The following is a 22,095-nucleotide window of genomic DNA, read 5'->3' on the forward strand; positions in this document are numbered from 1 at the left end:
AAACTCCATCAATGAAATGGAGTTTAACTTCAATATTTAAGATAAGCCTGGCCTTTTACTTTTAAAGATTAAATTCCGATCATTGCCCCTTTTATCTTTGATTGAAGAGATGCTGAGGCCTTTACCAAGGGTAATCTGACGGCGTCTCCACATATACCAAGTTCATTCATTAGAAATTTCAGACCTACAGGATTGCTTTCTTCATACATCAATGGATTGATATCCAATAAGCTAAAAGTAGCTTTTCTTGCAGTCTCAAAATCTCCGTGACAAATGCTTTTAAAAGTAGCCGGATAGGCATTTGCCAAAACTGAAATTACTCCAGATCCTCCAATGGATCGCATGGCCAAGGTCAACATATCATCTCCAGAAATCAACAAGAAATCACTTGGCTTTGATGATGCGATTGCCATGCATTGCTCTAAGTTGCCACTCGCTTCCTTCATAGCAATGATATTGGGATGCTTCGCCAATTCCAAAGTCGTAGCAGCCGTCATATTGGTTACTGTTCTTCCTGGTACATTATAGAGAATCACTGGTACTGGACATGCATCTGCTATCGCTTGATAATGTGCTATGATACCGCTTTGTGAAGGTTTGTTATAATATGGGCAAACGGATAAAATTGCATCTATACCTTTGAAATCTGTTGTCTTGATTTCTTCTAAAACAGCAGCAGTATTGTTGCCCCCCAATCCATATACGACAGGAAGTCTTCCAGCATTGATTTTCAAGGATGCAGAAAGAATTTTTCTTTTTTCATCCTTTGTCATGGTGGCTGATTCCCCTGTAGTTCCTTGCACTACCAAGTAATCTGCTCCACCCTCGATCACATGATTGATCAGTTTTTCTAACCCATCAAAGTCGATGGTATAATCTTCATTCATCGGCGTAATCAACGCCACACCTGTACCTACTAGGTTTAACATGCTGCTTTAATTTTTATAAAGTATTCTAGTAATTTCTGACTATTCACTTTTAAGTCCTTTTCGTCTTTGCTCAGCATCAAATCCAATAAATCTTTATTTTCGGGTGAAAAGAAGCCGATTTTGAACTGGGCCGTAGCATGAAGGAGCAAATAAAGTAAATAAGGGTCAAGGTTTAAAGAGGGAGTCAAAATAAAATCGAGATTTTTAGATAAAAATCCGTTGATTTTGTCATTTGGCTTACCAAATAGGCCAAAATCCTTTTCAGATATTCCGTTTTCGTTTTCTAGTTTGCTGTAAAATAGACTGTAAATTTCAATTTGGTTACCAAAGAAATTTCTGATCTGTTCTTCAATGATTTCTACATCATTTAGATTTTGTGCTAGGATTCCGATAGCAGCTACATTTTTGGGAAAAGGCTTATCTGTAACTGTCTCCCTCAGTTTTGCTTTGTTCTGCCTTTGGATAAAATATTTCTTTATAAAATTCATTTACATTTTAACTTTCTACCATTTTGAGGAAATCAGCTTCTGAAATTAGCTTGACTCCCAGCTTTTCTGCTTTTTCTTTTTTGCTAGGCCCCATGTCTTCGCCTTCAATGATGAAATCTAGCGTTTTAGATACAGATTTGACATATTGACCTCCGTGACTTTCTATGAAGTCTATAATCTCGTCTCTCTTGAAATGGTTCAATTTACCAGAAGCGAGTATTTTCTTGCCAGCCAAAGCATTGCCCAGCGTGGTTTTTTCTACTTCTTCGATTTCAAATTTTAACCCTTGTGCTTTGAGACGTTCAATGACTTCAAGATTTTGTGTTTCTGAGAAATAATCTTGGATACTCAAGGCCAGAGTTTCACCTACACCGTTGATTTCTAATAGGGCGTCCACGCTAGCAGTTTGTAGCGCATCGAGACTTTTGAAAGCTCTTGCGAGAATCTGAGCTGTATTTTCACCAATATTTCTGATCCCTAGTGCAAAAAGCACCTTTTCAAATGGCTGTGCTTTTGACGCTTTGATACCCTCCATCATATTGCTGATGACGCCTTCTTGGAATGTGTTGGCTTTGAGTTTTTTGATACGATCGTCTTGATCGGAGCTCAGTGTTATACCAGTTTTTAAGATGATTCCATGGATAGTATTCTCTTTACTTGCCAATTCCTTCAGTCTACTTATGCCTACTTGTTTGCCTACAATCAAGTTTAGTACGATGGGTACAGGCAAAAAGTCTTCTAGTTTAGGAAATGAATAGGCTTCAAGTAGACTTTCAAGCATTTGGATAGTGCCTATATTTTGGGCTACTTTTTTCTTGCTCTCACGAATAAAGTACTGGAAATTTTTGAGGGTTTGTCCTAAGGTGTTTTCTGTCTCAGCATCCAAAAATTGATTGATAGCACTCAAGGAGATCCCCTCTGTCAATGCAAATAGAGATTTGTTCAATGAAATGTACAACATTCCTTCATCTGTCTTTTGGTATTGATCTTGGTTCATTTCCAGACCTAGCAGCTCCTCTGTCTTTTGCTCCAAATCATAGATATCTGCAAAGTCTGCGATATAACCTTGATCGATCAATGCTCGGATGCGTTCTGTTCCCATAGAATCTATGTCCATGGCTCGCTTATGCACAAAATGTTCAATCCTCCCAAGTAATTGTGGAGGGCAGCTATGTGTATTAGGGCAATAGTGCTTGGCCTCTGACTCTTTTCTCACCAATGCTGTGCTGCATTCCGGACAGTGGGTGATGTACTGAATAGGCTTCGTATTGGGTTTTCTTTTCTCGATTGAAACAGCCGTGATTTTTGGGATGATCTCGCCACCTTTTTCCACATGCACAATATCCCCTTCATACAGTCCAAGTCTTTCAATTTCGTTCGCATTATGAAGAGAAGCTCTTTTGACGGTAGTTCCAGCTAATTGAACAGGAGAAAGGTTGGCTACTGGAGTGATAGCTCCTGTACGCCCAACTTGATAAGTGATAGAAAGTAGCTCGCTTTCTGCGCTTTCTGCTTGATATTTGTAAGCGATGGCCCATCTTGGAATCTTTGCGGTGTAGCCTAATTCTTCTCTTTGGTCATAGTCATTGACCTTGAGCACCACGCCATCAGTATCCAAGGGTAATTCGTGTCTTTTTTCTCTCCATGATTCAATAAAGGTCAAGACCTCCTTGATTCCCTTGCATTTTTGATAAGTAGGGGAGACATTGAAACCCCAATTTTCAAGTAAACGCATGGCCTGATCATGCTGTGTGATATCCCCCTCGTCTGCTATCAGTTGGTAGAAGTAGCAATTCAATCTCCTCTTGGCGACAATGCTGCTATCTTGCATTTTCACAGTACCCGAAGCTGCATTCCTTGGATTGGCTAGTAGTGCTTCACCTTGTGCTTCACGCTCTGCGTTGATTTTATCAAATTCCTTTCTTGGTAGAAATATTTCGCCCCTTACTTCAAACTTCTCAGGAATCTGATCACCTTTGATCACAATAGGAATATTTCTAATGGTCTTGATATTCTCAGTCACTACGTCTCCTCTTGTACCATCTCCTCTAGTGACTGCTCGCATAAGTTTTCCCTTTTCATATATCAAACTGATCGCCACACCATCAAACTTCAATTCGCAGAAATACTCAAAATCTCTATGCCCAAGTCCTTTGGCTACTCTTTCGTCAAATGCTAATAGTTCTTCCTCTGAATAGGTATTACCCAAAGACAACATCCGTGATTCGTGGACTGCTGTTTCAAATTCCTTGGTAATCGTACCGCCAACACGCTGAGAAGGACTGTCTTCTTTCAAAAATTGAGGGAATTCTGTTTCTAGTCGAATCAGCTCTTCCAACAGTTGATCAAATTCAAAATCAGAGATTTCGGTTCTATCTTCTTGATAATAGAGGTGATTGTGGTAATTGATCTGCTGGGAGAGGGATTCAATTCTAGCCTTAGCCTGTTCTGGCGTCATATTTCAAATACTTTGGGTCTGCGATGATCTTCAAAACCAAAATTAAGCTTTGCCTATGAAAGCACAAAGCTTTTGTGATGGATGAACAACCTAGATAAGAATAAGTAATTTGATTTGAATGTCTATATTTGTCCTCAATTCTGAGATAATGAGTAAGAAAACTGAAATAGAAGCCAAAATTTTGGATGTAGCCTATAAGCTTTTTGTGAAGCAAGGCTATAAAAACACCACCATGGATGATATTGCTCAGGAATTGGGCATGAGTAAAAAAACACTCTACAAGTATTTTCCGGGAAAGTTAGAATTGCTTGCCGCTGCTTTTGAACTGTTGAAAAATAGATTGACTACAAAAGTCGAAACGCTGTTAGAGAATCAATATATTCCTTTTACTGCTAAATTAAAGTCATTTCTCACTGTTGTGGCCAATGATTTAGCACCGATCAATCCTGAATTATTGGAGGATCTTAGAGAGCACGCTCCTGAGATTTGGGGGGAGCTTCAAGATTATGTTAGAGATTCAGCATACCTCAGGTTTCAGAAATTAATACAAGAAGGAATTGATAAAGGATTTGTGATATCAGGGATGAATAAAACTCTGATTGTATTGGTCTATGCATCGGCAATCCAAAACTTGATCGATCCCAAATTTTTAGCTCAGTTTCCAAGAGAAATGCATGAAAATATGAACCTGAAGACTTCCGAACTTTTTGATCAGGCCATTCAGATCATCTATCAGGGTATCTTGACAGATGAAGCACGAGAAGAGTTCCAAAAAGTTTAATTACACCATTCAGAGCCCTTATTGCTCGTCAAATATGCTATCTTTGCACGCTATGAACAAGAAAGATTTCAAAAGATATACAGTCACTTCAGCACTTCCTTATGCCAATGGCCCTTTACATATTGGACATTTGGCGGGTTGCTATATTCCTTCAGATATCTATGTCAGATACTTACGTTCCCTAGATAGGGATGTAGCTTATGTCTGTGGTTCTGACGAACATGGCGTAGCTATCACCATCAAGGCGCAGAAGGAGGGAATCAGTCCTCAAGAGGTAGTGGATCGCTACCATGAAATGATGAAAAGTAGTTTTAAGGAATTCGGTATTAGTTTTGACCACTATTCAAGAACATCTGCGAAAATTCATCACGAAACAGCCTCGGACTTTTTCAAGGACCTTTATGAAAAAGGAGAGTTTTTAGAACAGTCTACAAAGCAGTATTTTGACGAAGAAGCGGGACAATTTTTGGCAGACCGATACATAGAAGGTACTTGTCCAAAATGTGGTCATGATGGTGCTTATGGAGATCAGTGTGAAAAATGCGGAAGTTCCCTCAGCCCAACTGAGTTGATCAATCCCAAGTCTAAACTAAGTGGGAATACGCCTGTACTAAAAGAAACCAAGCATTGGTTTTTGGATTTGGCAAGGTACACGGAATTTTTGAAGCATTGGATTCTAGAAGAGCATCAGGAAGATTGGAAAAATAATGTGCTGGGTCAGTGTAGGTCATGGTTAGAAGCTGGAGATGGCTTACAGGCTAGGTCTATGACAAGAGACCTGGAATGGGGAATACCGGTACCTGTGGAAGGAGCGACAGGAAAAGTGCTCTATGTTTGGTTTGATGCGCCTATTGGTTATATTTCCTCTACTAAGGAATGGGCAGCCGAGCAAGGAAAAGATTGGGAACCATATTGGAAGGACGAAGACACCAAACTGGTTCATTTTATTGGCAAAGATAATATTGTCTTTCATTGCATCATTTTTCCAGCTATTCTTAAAACACACGGGGGATATGTGTTACCTGATAATGTACCTGCCAATGAATTTTTGAACTTGGAAGGAGATAAGATTTCCACTTCTAGGAATTGGGCGGTATGGTTGCATGAATATCTGGAAGAGTTTCCCGGGAAGCAGGATGTATTGCGTTATGTTTTGACAGCCAATGCTCCTGAGACGAAGGATAATGACTTCACTTGGAAGGATTTCCAATCTAGAAATAACTCTGAATTGGTTGCCGTATTTGGCAACTTCGTAAATCGTGCTGTGGTACTTACGCACAAGTTTTTTGATGGAGTGGTGCCAGCTAAGAGCGAATTGACTGCTTATGATCAGGAAGTATTGGCTGGCTTGAAGGAGTTTCCCGAGAAAATAGCGGCATCCATAGAGCGCTATAGGTTCAGAGAGGCACTTTCTTTTGTGATGGATTTTGCTCGATTAGGTAACAAATACCTTGCGGACACAGAGCCGTGGAAAACGATCAAAGAGGACAAAGTTAGAACAGGTACCATTTTGAATATTGCCTTGAACATTGCGGCCAACTTGGCAGTGGTGGCTGAGCCTTTTTTGCCTTTCACCTCAGAGAAGATTTTCAATATGTTCAATTTGAAAGGTTTGAAATGGTCAGATGCTGGTGATATCAATACACTCAAGGCTGGAGATTCCATCAATTCGGCAGCCCTGCTTTTCGATAAAATTGAGGATCAAGTAGTAGAAGCACAGGTAAATAAACTCCTAGAAGCTAAGAAGCAAAACGAATTGGCCAATGCAGTGGCAGCGCCTATGAAAGAGATCATTACATATGATGATTTTGCTAAGTTGGATATGCGTGTGGTAACAGTTCTCACAGCTGAGCCTATGCCCAAATCTAAGAAGCTACTCAAACTAACTGTTGATACTGGTCTTGGTAAGAAAACCGTACTTAGTGGAGTAGCGGAGTATTTCAAGCCAGAGGATTTGATAGGTAAGCAAGTCACCATGCTGATCAATCTAGCTCCAAGAAAAATGATGGGTATAGATTCAGAAGGGATGATCTTGATGGCTGAAGATAGAGACGGAAGTCTAAGATTACTTCTACCGGGTTCTCCTACGACAGAGGGAAGCAGTATTAGTTAATGATTTGAATACACTTGTATTAATGTCGTTTAGATAAGACTACAAGTTGAATTTAAACTTTTCCAAAGTTGGGTTAAAAGTAAATACAAACATTGTTCACAAATCTGAACTTTGGAAAAGTTATCCTAAACTAAACGAAATTGAAACTCGTATTGAATTCCATAGTTTATAAAAATAAAGCCTGACTCCAAGTCGGGCTTCATTTTTTTGAAGTGAGAGAACTATTTCCGACTTGTTGTAGTATAACAGAAGGTAAATATTATAATATATGAATCAATTAGGAGGGATTATTTTTCTCACAGCAGTTTTCTTGTTTTCTACTTTTCTTAATTGGTATGTTTTCCAAGCATTCAAAACCATACTTATAGGTTTGGAGTCTGAGAAGGTGAGACAGCTAAGCTTTATAAGCTATTGGGTGATTTTTGGAGGGATTACTTTATGGGTGATTTACACATTTGTCCGGATTTTTCAAGCAGGAGAGATTTCCGCAGACCATCAGCAGGTCTTGAACGTATTTCTTACCGTAGCTGTCACTCAATTGGTCTGTACAGCATTTCTTTTTGGAGAAGATATCATTAGAAATATCCAAGCAGGCATTTCTTTGGTTTTCAATGGGAAAGCAGCCACTGAGTTTCCGACTAGGGTCAAATGGCTAAGTGTATTGGCATTGACAGTTTCGATGATACCTTTCAGCAGTTTTGTTTATGGCATTGCTAAAGGCAAATATAATTTCACTGTTCATCGTGAAGTCATTTATTTTGAAGATTTGCCAGAGGCTTTTGATGGATTCACGATCACACAGCTTTCAGATATTCATGCGGGTAGTTTCAAGGACTTTGAAGCAGTGCAGAAAGGTGTAGATCTAGCCAAGGCGCAAGGTTCTGATTTATTTGTTTTTACAGGGGATTTGGTCAATCATCATGCTGAAGAGATTGAACCTATGATTCCAATTTTTGCTCAGATCAAGGCTCCTTACGGGCAGTTTTCAATCATTGGAAACCATGACTATGGAGATTATGTGAGCTGGGAATCTGCTGCTGCCAAGCAGGAGAATTTTGAGAAATTCAAAAACCAACACGAGCGCCTAGGTTATAGGCTACTCATCGATGAGCATACCAAGATTGAAAAGGAGGGGCAATTCATCACTCTCGTGGGTGTGCAGAACTGGGGAGTGGGCTTCCAATCCAAAGGAGATTTGGAGAAAGCTTTGGAAAATACCAGTACCTCGGATTTTAAGATTTTGCTTTCACATGATCCATCGCATTGGGATCAAGAAGTGAAAAAGCATTCAAACAAAATCCATCTGACACTTTCAGGTCATACGCATGGAATGCAGTTTGGAATAGAAACACCATTGATCAGATGGAGTCCTGTACAGTATCGATATCCCAATTGGGCAGGTTTGACTTCATTTGAAGATAAATTTTTGTATGTGAATAGAGGTTTTGGTTTTCATGCATTCTCAGGTAGGGTGGGGATATGGCCAGAAATTACTGTAATAGAATTGAGGAAAAAATAGTTTGAGAAACCAATTTCAAAGCTTCTTGGTTTTATCTATATGATAACTTTGGTACTTGCTTTTTCTATCCTTATGAATTTTTCACAGGACTCAATACAATCTTTAGAAGACCTAAAGTGGAAGTATAGAATTGTTCTTGCTTTCCAAGATGAGGATCTTTCAAATGATATTGTATCAGATTCGCTTCAAACTAGCATTGAAGAAAGGAAAGTTGCATATTTCCTGATTGATGGTAAACATGTAGTTGCTAACGTTGAAGCGGATTTCTCGGAAGCTTATATTCGACAATTGCATACAAGGTATAAAATGGGAGCAAAGAATGATTGTTGGCTCCTTATTGGACTTGATGGTGGAGTAAAGCTTAGGAAAGATAATGGATTAGATTGGCCATTGATTTTTAAAACCATTGATTCTATGCCTATGAGAAGGTCAGAGGGAAGAAAAATTAATGGTTATTAAGTATAACTTTTTTTATAAATTATTTAAATATTTTTAATAAACATGAAAAAATACCTACTAGTAGGTATTTTTTTGTAGTAATGTTCTCTATAATTTTAGCTGTAATTTAAACTTGAGCGAATGAAATTCTTTTACCTCAGTACTAGAAGTAATGACGACGGTTTTTTCGAAATTCATGAAAGAGGGTGTGAGCATATTCCTGATCCTGTGAATAGAGATTATTTAGGACCTTTTAACAATGGTGATGAAGCTTTAAGGAAAGCACTCACCATGAACCCTCAGTCAATTAAATGTAAGTCTTGCTGTCAAGTACGTAAAAGCACGCTCGCGGCAATCAAGAAAGAGCTGTAAACAGTTTAGCTCTTTTTCAATATTGTTCTAACATGTATTTGATAATGTCTGTCGTGGTGACAATTCCTACCAATTCTTCCCCTTTGATAACTGGAAGTGCATGAAATTCTTCGACTGCAAATATGGTAGCTACTTCTTTGATAGACATATCATCCGTAACTGATTTGAGGTTGGAAGACATGACTTGCGGAATGCTGAGGATTTCCAAAATTGCTTCATCCGAATTATCTTGATTGTCAAACAATGCACCAAAGGTAAGTCTGTTGATATCAGTTCTACTGATCATTCCTACTACTTTCTTCTCATTCAATACAGGTAGGTGCCTTATTTTATGTTTTCTAAACATATTGATGACTTCTCCCAAATGAGCATCTTGCTGAATCGTATACACATGAGTAGTCATGATGTTGGCTATTTTCTCGTTCTTTTTCATCTCCCTAGTGATTGATTTTTACTATAGCTAAGCTAGGAATTTCAATTACAAAAAATCATGATCAAAGTCAGTCTAATTTATGAGATTTTATACTTTATAGCACCAATTTTATTTTTCTAAAATTGCTTCTTTAACTTCAGCTTTAGGAAGTGAAAAATAGAATGTACTCCCAAAACCCTCCTGACTTTCAACCCATATTCTTCCCCCATTGACCTCAGTATAGTATTTACATAGGCTAAGCCCTAAACCAGTTCCTTTTTCTCCTGTGGTTCCAGTTTTACTTTCTACCAGGGTATTTTTGAATAATTTCTTCACCAGATCTTGATTCATACCAGTGCCATAGTCCTGTACACTGATGATGACCTCTTTATCAGAGGAACTTGACTTTATCAAAATCTCACCACCCTCCTTAGAATATTTAATCGCATTGCCTATTAGGTTTCTTAGTATGACTTGTACTTGATCATTGTCTGCCAAGACCTCCGAATCATTTTCAACTTCGGCTTTGATAATTATCCCTTTTTGATCTGTCAAAGTAGAAAAGAAATCCTGTAGGGTTTTGATACTTTTAGCTATTGAAATTTTCTTTGGATTGGTTTGCATCATTTTCATTTCTACCAAAGACCATTTCAAAAGATTATCTAAAACAAGCATAATTCCTCCTACATTCTTGTAGAGTTGGGGGAGCACCTCTCTAAACTCTTCCTCGTCCATCAAGTCATTTTGATAGAGTTCAAGTAATTGATGGAGACTGTTGATAGGGCCTCTCAAATCATGCCCGATGATACTAAAAATTTTTGCCTTTACTTGATTGGCTTTTTCTAGCTCAATAGACCTTTTTTCTGATCTTTCCTTTTCTCTTTTCTCCTTTTGATAATTTTTGTATAGAATAAAAGCTACGAAAAGGATGAACAGTGTGTAAACAATCAGAATATTTCTTTGAAATTTTTGAGCTTGAAGTTCTTTTTCGTTTTCTAAGTCTAAAGCTTTTTGTTCGGCCTTGATAATTGCAAGTTGCTTGTCATACTCGTATTCAGCTTGTAATTGGGCAGTTTTACTCTCTAGATTTTGAAGATCCAAACTGTCACGGTATGCTGTAAAAGCTTGATAGTTTTGTAGAGCACTTAGATACTTCCCTTCCCTCTCGTCAATTTTACTCAATGTATAATAGGAATCCTTTAAATCCTCCTTGGTTCCTAATTCTTTACCAAGGATAATAGCTGCCTCACTCATGTTTCTTGCAAGAGGCAGATTTCCTTGGCCTAGATAAAATTGACCTAGGTTATTTTTACTCCTTAGAATTCCTCTTTTATCGTTGAGTTCTTCGTCAATCTTAAGTGAAGCAAGGAAGTTTTCTTCTGCATTTTTGGAATCACCAATGCTTTGATAAATCATGCCCAAACTATTCATTGTGGATGATATACCTTCCTTATCTTCAATTTTTTTTGATATATCCAATGAACGACCCAATACCAACAATGCTGAATCATAAGCGGATCTGATTTCATAGATTTTACCAATGTTATGGAGGGTAACTGCAATTCCTCTTAGGTCATCCATAGCCTCTTTGATGCCAAGGGACTTTTGATAAAACGCAAGGGCTTCAGCATATTTCTCTTGCTTCTCGTAGATCAAAGCCATATTGTTATAAACAAAAGCGATTCCCAAGGAATCTTGAATAGATTCCGAGATTTTTAGCGCTTTAAGATTTGTCTCTAAAGCATTGATATAATTAGACTGAAAATAATAGATGGTAGCGATATTTTTCAAACTTGAAGTAATCCCTTTTTGATCATTGAACCGCTCTTTGATTTCAATGGAATAATTATAATAATCAATGGCTTGCGTATAATTACCCAGTTTGCTATAAACATTAGCGATGTTATTGTAACCTGATGCGATACCTTTTTCATCGTTCAGGGCTTTCCTGATTTCCAAAGCTTGTGTGTAATAATCAATAGCAGATGAATATTCTCCTAGAAAAAAACTCAAATTGCCAACATTATGAAGGCATTCAGAAAGCGCTTTAGGTTCTTCTTGATCTTTTAAAATTTCAATCGCTTTTAAATAATTAAAAAGTGCTTCACTGTATTCGTTATTTTGATAATATTCAAATCCTAAATCTCTATATTGGATGGCTAGCTCTAAACTATTAGCTTTTCCATTATCTATTAATTTTGTTATTATATTCTGGAGTTCCTTTGTTTTGGAATTTTGGGCTTGAACTTCTTCAAAACTGAAGATAGAGATCAGTAGAAAAGAGAAGTAAACGAAAATGGAATTAGTCATCTGAATATCAATGTTTAGGCAAAAATATTCAAATAAGTATAAATTAAAATCTATTTTAATGGAGTTATGTAAAATCTTCTAGATTCATATGAAACAAATAATATTGTATTCAATGCTAGTGCTTTTGGTTTATCCAACATTTGGACAAGAGCATAAAAGTGATTTTTTTGATTTGGTGCCTTATGTGACCACTCCCAAAAATGTGGTTGATGCCATGATGAAATTGGGTAATGTAAGCCAGGACGATGTAGTTTTTGACTTAGGGTCAGGAGATGGGAGGATTCCTATTGAAGCGGCTCGGAGATTTGGTGCAAGAGGACTAGGGGTAGAGATAGATGCTGAGCTAGTTGAAGAATCAAAAGCACTTGCAAAAGAAGCAGGTGTCTCGCATTTGGTTACATTTATTCAAGGAGATCTATTTGAATTGGATCTACACGAAGCTACTGTTCTTGTAATTTACCTATTTCCTGATATCAATTTGAAATTGAGACCAAGGCTTCAAAAACTTTCTCCAGGCACAAAAATCATAACGCACAATTATGATATGGGAGACTGGAAGCCAGATGAGCTAGTAGAAATAATGGGAGATGATGGGAAGCTCCATAAGCTCTTTCTTTGGGTGATTCCAGAAACAAAATAGCGATTTTTTTAGTCCTACAAATACTCTATCTTCAAAACTATGATTAATAAAGACAGCATTCAGCATACCTCAATTATCAACAATTTGACCAAGTATGTGGATTTTTCTGAAGAGGAGTTAGATAAGTTTTTTGAACTAGGAGAAACATCTTTTTACAAAAAGAATCAAACATTGGTGCATAAAGGAAAGGAGAGTAGCCCTTTTATTTTGATCAAAAAGGGCTGTTTGATGACTTCATATATTGATGAAGTTGACTTCAGACATGTGATCCAATTTGGAATAGACAATTGGTGGACGGGTGATTTGAACAGTTTTATGAATAACGTACCATCCATATATTCCATCAAAGCAATGACAGATGTTGAAGTATTGACTTGGAACAAGGTGAATTTTGATCTTCTTTGTGCATCTAGTCCCAATTTTGAAAAATATTTTCGAATTCTTTTTCAAAACTCCTTGATAAGCCATCAGAAAAGAATCATAAGAAATATTTCTTTTTCAGCTGAGCAAAAGTACCTCACCTTTCTCAAAAATTATCCTAGACTAGAGTTGATTGTGCCTCAAAAATACATTGCCTCATATCTTGGAATTACACCAGTATTTTTGAGTAATCTCAGAAAAAAGCTATCAGGTAAGTAATGAAATATTAATCTAGATTAATAAAAACCGATTAAACTCAATAAATCAACTGGATTTTGAAACATTGAAAAAATTTGGAGGGTTTGACATTTAAGTATTACAATTAAAACAAAACCCAAAAAACCATGAATAATCCTGCTGATTACATCACAGGGCTACATCACTTGACTGTGAGTGTAGGCTCTGCCCAAGAAGATATTGACTTTGTGACCCAAGTATTGGGCATGCGAATGATCAAGCAAACGGTACTGTTTGACGGAGCAGCTAGTATCTATCACCTTTACTATGCTAATGCAGACGCAGAAGTAGGCTCCGTATGGACTACATTTCCTTTCAAAAAAGCCGGCGTTTACGGTAGAAAAGGTTCTGGCCAAATTGAGACATCGTCCTTCTCTGTACCCACTGCTTCACTAGAGTTCTGGGTAAAGCACCTCAATAAGCACAATGTCCCTCACTCTGGTATCATCGAAAGATTCGGAGATAAAATGATCACTTTCGAAGATCGATGTGGGATTGGCATGGCTGTGGTAGGTTGTGACAATGACAATAGGAATGCATGGGAAACTGAGGAGATTTCCAAAGAAAATGGCATTAGAGGGCTGTTTGGTGCGACCATCCGCTCACGAGATATCATAGAAATGGATTTTTACCTAACCAAAGTACTCAATTTCAGCAAAGTAGGGCAGGACGGAGACTTCCATAGGTACCACATCAAAGATGGAGGCGCTCAGAAAACCATAGAACTACACCATGTGCCTGATATGGAGCAAGGATCTTGGACTTTTGCTGTTGGGATTCCACATCACATTGCCTTTGCTACTGCCAAGGACGAGCACAACCTTGAGTTGAAAGCGTACATTGAGGGATTTGGCTATACAGATGTGACTGAGCTTAAGGATAGAAATTATTTCCACTCAATTTACAATAGGACTCCTTCCGGAGCTTTGTTTGAGTTTGCTACTTCAGATATTGGATTTGCCATAGATGAAGAAGAGAACTTGCTTGGACACCAATTGCTACTACCTCCTGTATTTGAACACAGAAGAGAGGAGATTGTGAAGCCATTGGAAGAGATCGTTCTCCCTAAGTATTTGCAGGTGTAAAAATAAATTTGATAAAGGCTGATAACCGAAAATAGAACTGTTTGATTAAAAAAACCACCCTGTATAGAGGTGGTTTTTTTAATGGATATTTGTTATAAGTTCAATATTGATTTGATAGCATTGGGTAATTTATCCAACTGATCTGAATGCGCATCATGGGCCCGGAATGCTACATGGAAATCAGGCCGAATTAAGAGACAGCCGGATTCTGAAATTTCCCTTTGATCAGCCCATTCTCCATAGAGGTCTTCATAGTCCAATCCTGTTCCTATCGTTTTGATTTCAATATTTAACCCAAGGTTTTCATTGATTTGATTGACTACATCAATCCATTTTTCCCCACCTATTCCTGTGAGTAAGGTGAATTTGCCCTTGCCACAGATATCCAAAGTTGATATTCTGTGTCCGTCTTTTCCCAGCCAAACATGTGGAAGCCTGGCTCCAGGCCAAGTGGTAGCCTGGTAATATAGTTCTTTACAGCGACTGTATTCAGGTTCGGGTGTTCCATCACTGCTGATAGCCTTGGATTGATAGCGCTGGTTCAACTCCACACCATGACAGTTGAATTCATATGATTTGAATTGGATTGCCTTACGGAGTTTTTCCCTTTGCTCGATGGCGGTCAGGTTGTTTTCTTTCCTTTTAGCCATATTATTGAGCATTTCTACAGGATCATTGGTATCAGTCAATCCCAAAGACTCGAATATTGGCCCAAATTCAGCAATACTCTTATTGGCTCTTTGTACAATTTGTTTGGCAATGGGTGTACGCTCTTCGCTGTAGCTTTCCAGTAATTTTTCACCAGCTTGACCTTTCAGCACCATAGCCAGTTTCCATGCGATATTAAATGCATCTTGGACTGAAGTGTTGGAACCTAATCCATTGGAAGGTGGATGTCTGTGTATGGCATCACCCATACAAAAAACCCTCCCTTTGGAAATCTCTGTTGCCCAACAATTATTAACTGTCCAAGTGGATGTGGATTCTATTTCTATAGGTATGCTGTCGTCACCAACCAGCTTTTGGACAATTTCTTTGGCTTCTTGATCGCTTACTTCTCTTTTTCCTTCGGAAATATCATATCCCCATACAATCAGCCACCTGTTCCAAGGCCGCACCATTCTCACCAATCCCATGCCTATTCCTCCTACATTGGATCCTGGTTGAAGTACCCAATAAAGAACCGATGGCCTGTGCGCCACATATTTGGTGAGGTCCATTTTGAAGACAATATTCATACTACCTGCTACGCCCATTTCACCATCATATGGCAAACCTATGTCTTCTGCGACCTTACTTCTGCCGCCATCAGCACCGATAAGGTATTTCGCTCGTATTTGGTAGGTTTCGCCCGAAAGTCTATCTTGTACTGTAGCAGTTATGCCATCTTTATCCTGCTCTAAACTGATATATTCTGTGTCGAATTTGTAATGCGCGCCTTTCCTGGCAGCGTCGGCCATGATAATTGGCTCCAAAAGGTCTTGAGGAATGTCACAGATTTTGGTAGGGCTGGCCATGGTGTAATCTGCCATTCTTTGAGGGTGATTTCCCCAGGAATACAGCCTTCCCAATTCTTCCCCTGCCAAACTTTCGCAAAATACATTATTACCCATTAATTCTTGAGGAACTGCTTTTTCTATCACTTCTTCCTCTATGCCAAGATCTCTAAAAACTTCCATGGCACGTTGATTGGTGATATGGGCCCGTGGAGTATTGGCCAACCAATTGTATTTTGTTACGACCATATTTTGGATTCCATATGAACTGAGTAGGGCAGAGGTAGTCGAACCAGCTGGACCACTACCTACAATCAACACATCGGTATGGTATCGGATATTTTCCATTGTTGAGGTAAATTTTGGGTGGATAAATTCATGAAACAATTATAAATTAATTCATGTATAAATATTATATGTATATACAAACAATTTGATTTTGCTTTTGTTTTAAGAGAAATCATAAATACGATAAACCCATGAAAAAACTGACTGAAAAGAATCTCACCGAATCTGTATTGTCACAGATAAAGACAAATGATGCTCGTAAAGAAAAAATCTACAAATCCTTTATTAAGCACTTACATGATTTTGTCAGAGATGTTGAACCTACCCAAGAGGAATGGGCTCAAGCAATTTCATTTTTGACAGCAACCGGTCAGATCAGTGATGACAAAAGGCAGGAGTTTATATTACTTTCAGACATATTGGGTGTATCTATATTGGTAGATGCCATCAATCACAGGGCTCAGGAAGAAGTGACTGAGTCAACCGTTCAAGGGCCATTTTGGAGAGATGATGCTGATGTCATGGAATTGGGTGCAAATATTGCCCAAGGAGATGCTTTTGATAAAGGTGAGCCTACTGTGGTGCGTGGTAAAGTACTGGATTCTGATGGAAATCCAGTAGTAGGTGCAATTGTAGAGACATGGCAATCTGATGCAGATGGTTTTTATGATTTGCAACATGAAGATGTTGATAAAAACCTACGCGCCGTGTTCAAAACTGCTGCTGATGGAAGTTTTTGGTTTAGGACTATCAAGCCTTGTGCCTATCCTATTCCGGATGATGGACCTGTTGGGAAATTCCTCAGAGATATGGGAAGACACCCGATGCGTCCGGCACATTTACATTTTATGATCAAAGCAAAGGGATTTAGGACACTTGTGACACATCTGTTCTTGGAAGGTGATGAATACTTGGAATCGGATACCGTATTTGCAGTGAAAGACTCTCTTATTGTCCCTTTTTCTGCTTCAAACGATAAAAATGAAGCAGCCTCTTTAGGTTTTGAAGTGCCATTTTACAAAGCCAACTACGATTTTGTACTGAAAAAAGAAAAATAAGATATCTCATCACAAAGACCAAAACCTATGAATCCTTTTAGCTATAAAACACATGCAGTCAAAGTCGTTTTTGGAAAGCGCACCCTAGAAGCCCTTCAGGATAATCTTCCGGAGGGAAGGGCTTTAAAGCTTGGAGTAATTGCAAGCAAGCGAAATGCTGATTTGGTGACTGAAATTGCCAAGATGGATGTGGTAGAGGCTGTATTTCACTTTGACAGGATCACTCAGCATGTACCGAGGACGCTGGTCGAGGAGGCAAAAGGTTTTTTTGTGGATAAAAAACCTGATATCCTTTTTTGCTTAGGAGGTGGATCAGCAATTGGATTAGGAAAGGCCTTGGTACTGGAAATAGATACCGAACTATGGGCTGCACCCAGTACATACTCAGGTTCAGAAATGACCAATATCTATGGGATCAGCGATGAAGGTGTCAAGACAGTCAAAAGAGATGATCGGGTGCACCCTAAGTTAGTCATATTTGATCCATATCTTTCTCTAGGGATGCCTTTGAAACTGGCTATCCCTTCTGCCTTCAATGCCATGGCGCACTTGGTGGAAGCGGTTTATTCACCAGAAAGCAATCCTATTACTGAAAACCTTACGCAACTTGGTTTGTCCAAGCTTTTCAGTGGCTTGAAAGAGTTGAAAAAGAAAGGCATACTAACACCAGAAATCAATCAAGAATTGTTATTCGGAGCTTATGTAGGAGGAAAGGTGCTCTGTGAAGTAAGCATGGGTTTACATCATAAAGCAGCACATGTATTGGGTGGTAATTTTGGATTAGAGCATTCTCATATCCATACTTTATTGTTGCCTTATGTGCTTGAATACCAATGGGAATACTTGGATGACTTGCAGCAGAACTTGTACAGTGAAGCATTTGGTTTCGGACATCCACCATCCATAATTAGGGATTTGCAAGAGAACCTTGGAGTAGCATATGACCTACGAGGTCTAGGATTAAAGCAAGAAGACATGACAAAAGCCGTAGACTATTTGATGGCCATGTCTTATCCTAATCCAGCTCCAATGAATCGAGAGAAATTGACTCAAATGCTAACAAAGGCTTATTAAAACTTCAAGTTAAAGTTTACAATAGGATTGGATAGCAATGAATAATTGCTAAAAATATTAACTCCAGCTTGTAGTTTTTGATTCAGGATATAGTTTTCTGGTCGAAAATTGAGTGAATATTCAATTTCTTTGCCTTTGTTTGTCCTAGATAGTTCAAGATTCATATTTTCTTTTTTGTACTTAGCAAAAAGGATTTCCTGAGTTGCTAGGGCAAAGCCTGATGCAAGTCCAAAAACCAAAGCAGGTGATTCTGCTTCAAAAATTGCAGAAACACCCAAGCCTAACAAAGCAGCACCTCCTGAGGCATAATTAATAGTACTTCCTTGTCTGTTTGTCAGGTATACTCCTTGCGTATTTTTTTGGCCTACTATAGTACCTAATATTCCAAGTCCTGTTGGTATTAAAAATAATCCTGCCTCTGCATCATTGTTCATGGCTATTTGGCTGGAAATCGCGAAACCTATTCCAATTCCAACACTACTCATGTTTGTCGCATACCTACCATCACCTCTTGTGTACGCATAATTTCTGGACGCAATGTTTCCAATTGCCAAGCCTGCTCCACTTCCTAATAATGCACCTATACCATAAGGTCTTCCTGTTTCTGCTTGAGCAGCAGCAATGATGGATAGACCTGTGTATGCTCCTAATACACCATGATGTCTCATGATTTCAATGTGACCATCAGAATAATTTCTTTTTTTCTGTAATTGGAAAGCAACTTCTCCAAGTGTAATACTACCGACAGAAGACATAATAAAGGCTGCTTTCCCTTCATTTGAAGAGTTACTTCCTCCAGCTGCAATTAGGCCTAATGATCCACCATATATCAAACCTAAAAATTTACCTGCATTGCTTGCTCTTACTACTGATCTATTGATGTTTTCGTATTTTTTGGGATTGATAATAGGTCCCATCGCCCAAAGCCCTCCCATCACTAAGGGTATACCAGCGACACCAGCGTTATCAATTTCCAATAATGATACAAGACTTGCACCATAATACAGGCCATAACCTATACTCAATGCCCTATCTACCCCTCTCCACTCAAATTCATCAGGCTGTGATTTGATTTCTTGTTTTTGGTTGGTCAATTCCCTATCCCATTGAAATCTCATTCTTTCGTATTTAGCCCTTTCCTCTGAAGACATTTTTTCATAGTAGTTGGCCAAAAACACCTCAAAATCATTGAGGTAAGTTTCTTCATCTGTTGTCAATGTATCTCCTACCACCTGCTTTAGTTTGATTTGCTTGTAGGTAGGCTTATTAGATTCTTCCCAATACCCTCTAGCAGTGTATACACCCTGCGCCGATACCGTGGTATTTAATACCATTAAAAGTAATAGTGAAATGGACAAGAACTTAAAATTTGATTGAGGTTTCATAAATCGATCGGCTTTTTGAATTACTAGATTAAAGTTATAAATAAGATTATTCAAAAATATCAAGATTAGAAGATTAAATTTGAACATATGAAGCATCTAACATAATGTCATTTAGTTATATTCACTAATTAATCGATTGAAAGTTTTTTATTTTTTTCTTAATTCAGATTTGGATGCAGGTTTATACCAATATTTACCTGAAGATTTTTAATTTAAGTGTTCAATCAATACATGTCCTATGAAAAACAGCTACTTAAAATTACCCCTTCTTGTGATTTTAATATGCTTTGTAAGTATTACAAAAGCACAGAAAACCAATTTCACAGTATCAGACGCTATCAATGTCAAATCAATAAGTAATTCCACACTATCTGATGATGGGAGATATCTTGCTGGCATCATTTCAGATGGAAGATCTAGGTTTGGCGTAGATCATTTTAGGTTTCAAGATCCATCTTACATCAATGTCTTCCCTGGTGACTTTGTCATCATGGATGTCAATTCGGGAACGATGATATATCCATACCGAGCTCAATCTCAGGTAACTTCTTTCGCATGGTCCCCTGATTCAAAGGAATTGGCTTTTTTAGAGCAAAAGGGAGAGAAACTGCATTTGATGATTTATGAAGTCGCAAGGAAGCGAATCAGAGAAGTCAAGATTGGAGGTAATCCATTGCTTGCCAATTCTAATTTGACTTGGACTCCTGAAGGTAAAGCCATGATGGTTCATGCGCGCGCAAGTGATTGGCTAGATAGAGCCATGGAACTATACAATGAAGCTACCAAAGGCCCAGTCGTAGTCTATGACGGAAATAAACCTTTTCTGAAATGGGATGAAATTAGAAATACCAACGCTCTTACTAAGGTGTTGCGTGTTGATTTAGCAACTGGAATTCCGCAAGAGTTGCTTCCAGAATCCAATTATGGTGGAGTTTATCTTTCTGATGATAATCAATTTTTAATTTTCAATGAGACCTATCCCTTGAAAACTTCTTATGTAAGAAATGAAGGCACAGAATATCAGGTAGCTTATAAGCAATTAAGTAACCCGGATTCAATGCATATTCTGTACAAAAAGAATAAGCAAAGGAGAAATTATAACTGGTCAGAAAGTAAAGCAAAATTTGCTTGGGTTGATTCAGGCTATGTATATGTTCAGACACTAGGTCAGGATGACGCAAAGAATCTCACCAAAGGCAAAGCTTTTACAGATGAGGAAAAGAAAAAGGAAGTTAAATTTTCGATCAATTCTTGGTCTCCTTCTGAGAGGAAAATACTACTTAGTTCGGACAAAGGATACTGGATGGTAGATGCTCAAGGAGAAAACTTAGAAATGGTCTATGAATTTCCAGAAGATAAGGATAAGGCACCTAGCTTGAGTTTGGTCAATTGGTCAGATGATGAAAGGTATCTGTATTTTTCATATAGCGAAAAGGACGCGTGGAGAAGAGGTTTTGTACGATATGACCTTCAAGAAAAGGAAATGGAGGATTTGATACTTGACCATAGGTTGTACAGTGGAGTCCAAAAGCCAAAAAAATCAGATAAAATCATTCTGAATCTTTCTGATGGGGACATGCCGGGAGATCTGGTTGTGACGGATTGGTCTTTCAAAGAGATAAAGCCCCTTACAAATCTCAATCCATGGCTTGCTGATAAAAAGATGACTAGATCTGAATTGATCACCTACAGAAATGTAGATGGTAAAGAAATGAAAGGCATCTTATATTATCCTGTAGATTATGAAGAAGGAAAAAAATATCCGCTTGTATGTGAGGTTTATGAGACTTTCTTTGCTAATGGCTATAATAGAAATATGAATCTTTTCGCAAACCAAGGATATTTTGCACTTCGTCCTTCTGTAGATTTGGAAATGGGCTACCCAGGAGAAGCATGGGTCAAAGGAATCACTGCAGCGATCAATAAATTGGTGGATGAAGGGAAAGTAGATAATGACAAAGTAGGTGTTCAAGGGGGGAGTTATGGTGGTTATGCTACCTCTTTGCTGATCACTCAGACGGATCGGTTTGCAGCAGCTATCAACATCTCCGGGAAAGTTAACATCATCAGTTTTCTGGGTGATAGCCCGAAGATTGGTACGAGAAACTATACAGCGGCTGAGTATGGGCAAGATAGAATAGGAGGGACGCTTTGGGATGAACCATTGAAATACCTCGCTACCACTGCTGTGCTCTATGCGGATAGAATCAAAACGCCTCATATGATCATGACAGGTGAAGGTGATTGGAATGTACCGGGTACCAACTCCCGTGAGCTATACTACGCCATGCGAAGACTTGGCAAAGATGTAGTATGGGTCAATTACCTCAATGGCGGTCATGGTGCAGGTGCAGCCTCGGATGAGAGCGATTTTCACGACCATTGGAACAGGGTTTTTGAATTTTATGAAAAGCATTTTAATAAAAAAGAGGAAGAAGGCGAAAAAGAATAATTGATCAAAAGACCTCTGATCACTGTTCATAAAAGCTGAATTTGGGTATCCCTCCGACCAACCCCATCTTGTAAAGAATGGATTTTATTTAGGTCGGTACTGTTCCCAGTTTGAAGGTAGTAGTTGATAGAGGTCTTTTT

General features: G+C 38.4%; 18 protein-coding genes. 11 read left to right on the top strand and 7 right to left on the bottom strand.

All coding sequences use genetic code 11. From position 1 onward, the window contains the following. Positions 1 to 68: 68 nt before the first annotated feature. From dapA to ligA, 3 genes are read right to left on the bottom strand one after another with little or no spacing between them, the layout of a single operon-like run. Positions 69 to 929 (bottom strand): 4-hydroxy-tetrahydrodipicolinate synthase, encoded by an 861-nt coding sequence (dapA, locus tag BW935_RS11585; RefSeq protein WP_076501651.1) that lies wholly within the window; start codon positions 927 to 929, stop codon positions 69 to 71. Next, a complete protein-coding gene (locus tag BW935_RS11590; RefSeq protein WP_076501653.1) occupies positions 923 to 1,417 on the bottom strand; it encodes a DUF6913 domain-containing protein in 495 nt (164 codons plus the stop codon). The genes dapA and BW935_RS11590 overlap by 7 nt, the downstream gene beginning before the upstream one ends. A gap of 7 nt (positions 1,418 to 1,424) precedes the next feature. After that, positions 1,425 to 3,875, bottom strand: coding sequence for an NAD-dependent DNA ligase LigA (ligA, locus tag BW935_RS11595; RefSeq protein ID WP_076501655.1), 2,451 nt, complete (start codon positions 3,873 to 3,875; stop codon positions 1,425 to 1,427). 148 nt (positions 3,876 to 4,023) lie between these two features. Here ligA and BW935_RS11600 point away from each other — a divergent pair, with 148 nt between their 5' ends. The 5 genes from BW935_RS11600 (at position 4,024) to BW935_RS11620 (ending at position 9,098) form a co-directional block, all read left to right on the top strand. Next, positions 4,024 to 4,656, top strand: coding sequence for a TetR/AcrR family transcriptional regulator (locus tag BW935_RS11600; RefSeq protein ID WP_076501657.1), 633 nt, complete (start codon positions 4,024 to 4,026; stop codon positions 4,654 to 4,656). Positions 4,657 to 4,708: 52 nt separating this feature from the next. Further along, positions 4,709 to 6,769, top strand: coding sequence for a methionine--tRNA ligase (gene metG, locus BW935_RS11605; protein ID WP_076501659.1), 2,061 nt, complete (start codon positions 4,709 to 4,711; stop codon positions 6,767 to 6,769). A 268-nt stretch (positions 6,770 to 7,037) separates the two neighbouring features. Then, positions 7,038 to 8,288, top strand: a complete 1,251-nt coding sequence (locus BW935_RS11610; RefSeq protein WP_076501661.1) for a metallophosphoesterase — start codon at positions 7,038 to 7,040, stop codon at positions 8,286 to 8,288. A 39-nt stretch (positions 8,289 to 8,327) separates the two neighbouring features. Further along, positions 8,328 to 8,747, top strand: a complete 420-nt coding sequence (locus BW935_RS11615) for a DUF4174 domain-containing protein (protein WP_076501663.1) — start codon at positions 8,328 to 8,330, stop codon at positions 8,745 to 8,747. A gap of 120 nt (positions 8,748 to 8,867) precedes the next feature. After that, positions 8,868 to 9,098 (top strand): hypothetical protein, encoded by a 231-nt coding sequence (locus BW935_RS11620; protein WP_076501665.1) that lies wholly within the window; start codon positions 8,868 to 8,870, stop codon positions 9,096 to 9,098. Between the two features lie 16 nt (positions 9,099 to 9,114). Here the strand turns inward: BW935_RS11620 and BW935_RS11625 are convergent, their stop codons facing one another. Beyond that, positions 9,115 to 9,531: a CBS domain-containing protein gene (locus BW935_RS11625; protein WP_076501667.1), complete on the bottom strand. Its 417-nt coding sequence runs from the start codon at positions 9,529 to 9,531 to the stop codon at positions 9,115 to 9,117. A 108-nt stretch (positions 9,532 to 9,639) separates the two neighbouring features. Beyond that, positions 9,640 to 11,820 carry a tetratricopeptide repeat-containing sensor histidine kinase gene (locus BW935_RS11630; RefSeq protein WP_076501669.1) on the bottom strand — a complete coding sequence of 727 codons (2,181 nt, stop codon included), beginning with the start codon at positions 11,818 to 11,820 and terminating at the stop codon, positions 9,640 to 9,642. 88 nt (positions 11,821 to 11,908) lie between these two features. On the opposite strand from BW935_RS11630, the gene BW935_RS11635 reads away from it, so the two are divergent. The 3 genes from BW935_RS11635 to BW935_RS11645 all read left to right on the top strand — a co-directional run bounded on the left by BW935_RS11635 (position 11,909) and on the right by BW935_RS11645 (position 14,202). Further along, positions 11,909 to 12,460 (top strand): SAM-dependent methyltransferase, encoded by a 552-nt coding sequence (locus BW935_RS11635; protein ID WP_245802690.1) that lies wholly within the window; start codon positions 11,909 to 11,911, stop codon positions 12,458 to 12,460. Positions 12,461 to 12,499: 39 nt separating this feature from the next. After that, entirely contained in the window at positions 12,500 to 13,099 is a 600-nt protein-coding gene (locus BW935_RS11640; RefSeq protein ID WP_076501673.1) for a Crp/Fnr family transcriptional regulator, read from the top strand. A gap of 125 nt (positions 13,100 to 13,224) precedes the next feature. Continuing rightward, positions 13,225 to 14,202 (top strand): VOC family protein, encoded by a 978-nt coding sequence (locus BW935_RS11645; protein ID WP_076501675.1) that lies wholly within the window; start codon positions 13,225 to 13,227, stop codon positions 14,200 to 14,202. A 92-nt stretch (positions 14,203 to 14,294) separates the two neighbouring features. On the opposite strand, the gene BW935_RS11650 is transcribed toward BW935_RS11645, so the two are convergent. Further along, positions 14,295 to 16,046 carry an FAD-dependent monooxygenase gene (locus tag BW935_RS11650; protein ID WP_076501677.1) on the bottom strand — a complete coding sequence of 584 codons (1,752 nt, stop codon included), beginning with the start codon at positions 16,044 to 16,046 and terminating at the stop codon, positions 14,295 to 14,297. A gap of 131 nt (positions 16,047 to 16,177) precedes the next feature. Here BW935_RS11650 and BW935_RS11655 point away from each other — a divergent pair, with 131 nt between their 5' ends. Next, positions 16,178 to 17,044 (top strand): intradiol ring-cleavage dioxygenase, encoded by an 867-nt coding sequence (locus BW935_RS11655; protein ID WP_076501678.1) that lies wholly within the window; start codon positions 16,178 to 16,180, stop codon positions 17,042 to 17,044. Positions 17,045 to 17,071: 27 nt separating this feature from the next. Further along, positions 17,072 to 18,118, top strand: a complete 1,047-nt coding sequence (locus BW935_RS11660) for a maleylacetate reductase (RefSeq protein ID WP_076501680.1) — start codon at positions 17,072 to 17,074, stop codon at positions 18,116 to 18,118. Here the strand turns inward: BW935_RS11660 and BW935_RS11665 are convergent. After that, complete coding sequence (locus tag BW935_RS11665) at positions 18,115 to 19,503, bottom strand: hypothetical protein (RefSeq protein WP_076501681.1); 1,389 nt, start codon at positions 19,501 to 19,503, stop codon at positions 18,115 to 18,117. The genes BW935_RS11660 and BW935_RS11665 overlap by 4 nt on opposite strands. Positions 19,504 to 19,741: 238 nt before the next feature. Here BW935_RS11665 and BW935_RS11670 point away from each other — a divergent pair, with 238 nt between their 5' ends. Further along, positions 19,742 to 21,955, top strand: a complete 2,214-nt coding sequence (locus BW935_RS11670; protein WP_076501683.1) for a S9 family peptidase — start codon at positions 19,742 to 19,744, stop codon at positions 21,953 to 21,955. The last annotated feature ends 140 nt before the right edge of the window (positions 21,956 to 22,095 follow it).

Source organism: Belliella pelovolcani (assembly GCF_900156785.1).
GTDB classification, from domain to species: domain Bacteria; phylum Bacteroidota; class Bacteroidia; order Cytophagales; family Cyclobacteriaceae; genus Belliella; species Belliella pelovolcani.

Coding starts and splice junctions, on each gene's coding strand:
- BW935_RS11650 (WP_076501677.1), bottom strand. CDS start 16,046: ATGGAAAATATCCGATACCATACCGATGTGTTGATTGTAGGTAGTGGT.
- BW935_RS11630 (WP_076501669.1), bottom strand. CDS start 11,820: ATGACTAATTCCATTTTCGTTTACTTCTCTTTTCTACTGATCTCTATC.
- BW935_RS11670 (WP_076501683.1), top strand. CDS start 19,742: ATGAAAAACAGCTACTTAAAATTACCCCTTCTTGTGATTTTAATATGC.
- ligA (WP_076501655.1), bottom strand. CDS start 3,875: ATGACGCCAGAACAGGCTAAGGCTAGAATTGAATCCCTCTCCCAGCAG.
- dapA (WP_076501651.1), bottom strand. CDS start 929: ATGTTAAACCTAGTAGGTACAGGTGTGGCGTTGATTACGCCGATGAAT.
- BW935_RS11640 (WP_076501673.1), top strand. CDS start 12,500: ATGATTAATAAAGACAGCATTCAGCATACCTCAATTATCAACAATTTG.
- BW935_RS11635 (WP_245802690.1), top strand. CDS start 11,909: ATGAAACAAATAATATTGTATTCAATGCTAGTGCTTTTGGTTTATCCA.
- BW935_RS11660 (WP_076501680.1), top strand. CDS start 17,072: ATGAATCCTTTTAGCTATAAAACACATGCAGTCAAAGTCGTTTTTGGA.
- BW935_RS11600 (WP_076501657.1), top strand. CDS start 4,024: ATGAGTAAGAAAACTGAAATAGAAGCCAAAATTTTGGATGTAGCCTAT.
- BW935_RS11590 (WP_076501653.1), bottom strand. CDS start 1,417: ATGAATTTTATAAAGAAATATTTTATCCAAAGGCAGAACAAAGCAAAA.
- metG (WP_076501659.1), top strand. CDS start 4,709: ATGAACAAGAAAGATTTCAAAAGATATACAGTCACTTCAGCACTTCCT.
- BW935_RS11610 (WP_076501661.1), top strand. CDS start 7,038: ATGAATCAATTAGGAGGGATTATTTTTCTCACAGCAGTTTTCTTGTTT.
- BW935_RS11620 (WP_076501665.1), top strand. CDS start 8,868: ATGAAATTCTTTTACCTCAGTACTAGAAGTAATGACGACGGTTTTTTC.
- BW935_RS11655 (WP_076501678.1), top strand. CDS start 16,178: ATGAAAAAACTGACTGAAAAGAATCTCACCGAATCTGTATTGTCACAG.
- BW935_RS11645 (WP_076501675.1), top strand. CDS start 13,225: ATGAATAATCCTGCTGATTACATCACAGGGCTACATCACTTGACTGTG.
- BW935_RS11625 (WP_076501667.1), bottom strand. CDS start 9,531: ATGAAAAAGAACGAGAAAATAGCCAACATCATGACTACTCATGTGTAT.
- BW935_RS11615 (WP_076501663.1), top strand. CDS start 8,328: ATGATAACTTTGGTACTTGCTTTTTCTATCCTTATGAATTTTTCACAG.
- BW935_RS11665 (WP_076501681.1), bottom strand. CDS start 19,503: ATGAAACCTCAATCAAATTTTAAGTTCTTGTCCATTTCACTATTACTT.